This window comes from Rhodopirellula sp. JB055 (genome assembly GCF_043100905.1).
Classification (GTDB): domain Bacteria; phylum Planctomycetota; class Planctomycetia; order Pirellulales; family Pirellulaceae; genus Rhodopirellula.
In genome coordinates this window covers 1-4,716 of the sequence record NZ_JBICHO010000562.1, presented here as the reverse complement: position 1 = coordinate 4,716, position 4,716 = coordinate 1, and the positions used below count along the sequence as shown (strand labels likewise).

Genomic DNA, 4,716 nt, shown 5'->3' with positions numbered 1-4,716 from the left:
GACTACCAGAACAACATCACGCCAAAAGACCAGCAATTCAAATACGATATTTTGGCTCGGTAGTGCGAATAGATCTACAAGTACCAACCCGATGTGTTCTGGTTTGACTTCGGAATCACCCCCAAGCACGGCGATTCGAATTACCAAAACAACACGTACGCCGAACACCTGCAGAAGTTCGCGGCCTACTACTACAACAAAACCTCCGGCAACGATTCCGACCTGGGCATCATCAACTACAAATTCAATGCGTTCCCCGAATCGGCCGCCGTGCTCGACAAGGAACGGTCGAAAATGGCCGAAATTCGCAAACCGTTTTGGCAAACGGACACCGCCGTCAGTTCCAGCTCTTGGGGCTACACTCAAAACCAACGCTACAAGACTCCTGAGCGGTTGGTGAACGACCTCATCGACATTGTCAGCAAAAACGGTTGCTTGCTGCTGAACGTTGGCCCCCGTGCCGATGGCACCATCCCAGAAGAAGACCAAGCCATCCTGAAGGCAATTGGCGATTGGTTGAAGGTCAACGGTGAAGCGATTTACGAAACCACCTACTGGAAAACCTTTGGCGAAGGCCCCACGTCGGTCTCGACCGGTCACGTCTCTGAATCCAAAGACAAGCCATTCACGTCAGAAGACTTGCGTTTCACCACCAAGGACAACGCTTTGTATGTGCATGGTTTGAAATGGCCCAAGGACAACCAGATCACGATCAAGACGTTGGCCGAAGGCAACGAACTCTATCCCGAAGCAATCGCCTCGATCGTGCTGCTCGGTTCCGATGAAAAACTGAACTGGCGACGCGACGAGTCCGGTGTCACGGTTTCACTCCCCAAGGGAAAAGCGTCCCAATTTGCTTACGTCCTGAAGGTTACTCACTGATGCCTGAGTCCACCGCGTATCGGCCAACAGCGAAAACGGGTGCTGCGTCGATTGGCAATCTGCTTCCGCCAATCGTTTTCGGCACCAGCGCATTGGGCAACCTCTACCAAGCGATCGATCGCGAAACCAAGCGGTCGATCGTTTCGGAATGGTTTGAACACAGCGACGGCATCGTCGCAGCGGACTCGGCCGGCAAGTACGGCGCGGGGTTGGCACTGGAATGCATGAGCGATGCGTTGCGGTCATTGCAAATCAAACCGGACCAAATCCTGATCAGCAATAAATTGGGGTGGCGCCGGGTGCCGCTGAAGACGCCCGAACCGACCTTTGAACCGGGGGCTTGGGTCGGCCTCGAACACGATGCGGTGCAAGACATCAGCTACGATGGAATCCTGCGATGCTGGGAACAAGGCTGCGAATTGCTGGCGCCGTACCGTCCTCAATTCGTGTCCGTCCATGATCCCGATGAATACTTGGCGACGGCAACCAGTGAGGATGACCGAAAGCAGCGTTGGGACGACATCCTGGGTGCCTACCAAGCCCTGAGTGAACTCCGCGATCGTGGAGATGTCCTGGCAATCGGGGTGGGCTCAAAAGACTGGCAGGTTTCAGAAGCGTTGACGCGAGCCTTCCCGTTGGACTGGGTCATGCTTGCGACCAGCCTGACCATCCGCTCTCACCCGCAACCCTTGCTGGACTTCGTTGAAACGCTGCGAACCAAGGGAATCAGCGTGATCAACTCAGCCGTCTTTCATTCCGGATTCCTGACCGGTGGCGACTTCTACGATTACCGAAAGATCACAGGCGAGTCCGCTGAAGACCGCCGGTTGCTCAAGTGGCGGAAACAGTTCCATGGTCACTGCGAGCAGTTCCACGTTCGCCCCGCCGAAGCTTGCGTGGCCTTTGGAATGTCGCCTCCCGGTGTGATCGCGACGGCTCTCAACAGCAGTCGCCCAACTCGGATCGCTCAAAATGTGCAACTTGTTTCGGCGCATCCGCCAGCCGAATTTTGGGCATGCATGAAACATGACGGATTGATCGACGTCTCGTACCCCTTTGTCTGAATCCAGCCGCTATCATTTCCCTGTCATGCATCATTGGGGAGACAACGTGCTCCTTAGCAGACAGGGAAGGCCAAGACTCCTCCGGTGACGCACCGTGCGGCGGACACCGTTCCGTCGTGTCGCACTCATTGCCGAACGGATTCTTCGCCCACGCCTCTCGCCGATGCGTGCCAGTTGCTTCCATCATCCCTTTCACCTCAGCCCAAGAAACTCATGTCCGAACCGCCCGTCGCCGAATCTCCCAATTCAGTTGAAGTTGTTCCCAAGAGTTACTTGGTCGCGTTTATTCTGACGACGTTTTGCTTCGCCCTTTGGGGATTCGCAAACGACATCACTAACCCGCTGGTGGAAGCGTTCGGGCGAATTTTTAACCAAAGCAACTTCGTCAGTTCCTTTGTGCAGTTTGCGTTTTATGGCGGCTACTGCTTCATGGCACTGCCCGCCGCTTTGTTCATCAAAAAGTTCTCGTACAAAACCGGGCTGCTGGTGGGATTGGCCCTGTACGCCTTGGGTGGCCTGGCATTCATTCCCGCAGCCAGTGTTGGCGAGTTCATGCCGTTTCTGATCGCGTTCTTCGTGATGACCTGTGGCTTGAGCTTCTTGGAAACCAGCGCGAACCCTTACATCCTTTCGATGGGGCCGGCGACCACCGCGACCCAGCGTCTGAATCTGGCTCAGTCGTTCAATCCACTGGGATCGATCGTTGGCATCCTGACTGCCAAGTACGCGATCCTTTCCAACATCAACGCGTTGGATGGCCCCGAACGAGCGAAGTTGCCTGCCGAGCAATTTGACGCGATGAAGTTCTCGGACTTGGCGATCGTCCGTGGTCCCTACGTGGCGATCGGCTTGGTGATCGTGACCATGTTTGTATTGATCTTGATCAAAAAGATGCCTCACAACCAAGACGCGGACACGTCGCTCGACATCGCCGGGACGCTCGGGCGTCTGTTCGGAAACTCACGCTACGTTGGTGGCGTGATCGCACAAGCGTTCTACGTTGGCGCCCAAATCATGTGTTGGACCTTCACGGCCCAATACGGCAAAGCGGTTTACATGGCCGAGGGACTTTCGGCCGGTGATGCCGCGGCGGCCGCGTCGTCTTACACACTGTATTCCATGGTGCTCTTCGCCGTATCCCGATTTGTGTGCACGTTCCTACTGAAATATGTTCGACCGGGTGCGTTGCTGATGGTGCTGGCTGCCGGTGCGATCGGATTGCTGGTGCCGGTGATGTTTGTTGGCGGCCAAACCGGCCTGTGGGCCTTGGTGGGGGTCTCGGGATGCATGTCCCTGATGTTCCCAACAATCTACGGCATTGCCTTGGACCGGGTCGGCGACGACGCGAAATTGGGAGCGGCCGGATTAGTGATGGCGATTGCCGGTGGCTCGGTCATGCCACCACTACAAGGCTACTTGATTGACACTTGGTCACTGAACCTGTCGTTTGTTTTGCCGCTGATTTGCTTCGGCGTGATTGCACTCTACGGGATGTTCACCGCCAAGGCTCTGCCTCCACTCGAGACCGCGACCGCTTGAACCGGCAGAACAGGGTTAGAAATATCCACCCCAGTGTGTGACACTAGGTGAGCGTCCAACCCGGATATGAGCTGGCAGCGCCGATCGACTCGTTCGAAACGCTTCTCCAGTCACTCCTTTCCCCCGCTCACCACGAAACACGCTGACCATGTCGATCCAATGGTTCCCTGGCCACATGCACAAAGCTCGGCTGGAAATCCAGTCCGCGTTGCCCAAGGTCGATGTGGTGATGGAGATCATCGATGCTCGGATTCCTTATTCGAGCGAAAATCCCATGCTGGCGGACATTCGCGGCGACAAAGCCTGTTTGAAAGTGCTGACCAAATCCGACTTGGCCGATCCGAGTCTGACGGAGGAGTGGTTGGAAGCTCTGAATCGTTCCAACTCCACTCGGGCTCGCGCGGTCACCACCGATGACGTGCCCACCATTCGCCGCTTGAAATCGGCTTTGGTTGGAATGTGCCCGCATCGCAAGGGACGAATGATCAATGCGATGGTGATGGGCATTCCAAACGTGGGTAAATCCACGATCATCAATTTTCTGGCAGGTCGAAAAGTCGCCAAGACAGGCAACACACCTGCCGTCACACAACATCAACAAAAAGTCGACATCGGCGACGGTGTGATCCTGTGGGACACGCCCGGGATGTTGTGGCCCAAAGTGCACAATGTCAGCAGTGGCTATCGACTGGCACTGATCGGATCCATCAAAGACACCGCAATGGATTACACCGATGTCGGCTTTTTTGCCGTTCGGTACTTGATGGACCAATACCCCGATCGCTTGGCCAAGCGTTTTGAACTCGATTCCATTGCCGATACCGAGATGGCAGTGATCGAAGACATCGGTCGCCGGCGAGGCTGCATCGGGCGGAGCAACCGAGTCGACCTGGAGCGAGCGTCGCGGATTCTGATCCAAGAGTATCGCACCGGAGGCTTGGGCCAACTCACATTGGAAACCCCCGCGACGATGCAGCGAGAACGCATCCTCACTGAAAAAGCAGTGGCCGAGGCCGCCGAAGCCGCTCGCCTGAAAGACGAGAAGCGCAAGAAGCGATTCAAGGCCAAGCAAAAGGCTCAACGCAAGTCACGCGAAATGGACGCTTCTCGTCGAGACCGCCGGCAGTAACCACTGCCGAAACATCATTGGTCGACCGGCGTTCTGCCGATGGGTGTCACGACTTCTTTTGACGGAAGTGGACGAGTCCTAAACCTTTCTTGACAGTCGTGG

At 55.9% G+C, this 4,716-nt stretch carries 3 protein-coding genes and 1 pseudogene; all 4 read left to right on the top strand.

From position 1 onward, the window contains the following. Positions 1-882: pseudogene (locus tag ACF8AM_RS21970) on the top strand (alpha-L-fucosidase); the annotation flags it as partial. Continuing rightward, positions 882-1,946, top strand: coding sequence for an aldo/keto reductase (locus ACF8AM_RS21965; RefSeq protein WP_392557711.1), 1,065 nt, complete (start codon positions 882-884; stop codon positions 1,944-1,946). The pseudogene ACF8AM_RS21970 and the gene ACF8AM_RS21965, both read left to right, overlap by 1 nt. Before the next feature lie 213 nt (positions 1,947-2,159). Beyond that, positions 2,160-3,485 (top strand): L-fucose:H+ symporter permease, encoded by a 1,326-nt coding sequence (gene fucP, locus ACF8AM_RS21960; protein WP_392557710.1) that lies wholly within the window; start codon positions 2,160-2,162, stop codon positions 3,483-3,485. Positions 3,486-3,633: 148 nt separating this feature from the next. Then, positions 3,634-4,614, top strand: coding sequence for a ribosome biogenesis GTPase YlqF (gene ylqF / locus ACF8AM_RS21955; RefSeq protein WP_392557709.1), 981 nt, complete (start codon positions 3,634-3,636; stop codon positions 4,612-4,614). Positions 4,615-4,716: the final 102 nt, after the last annotated feature.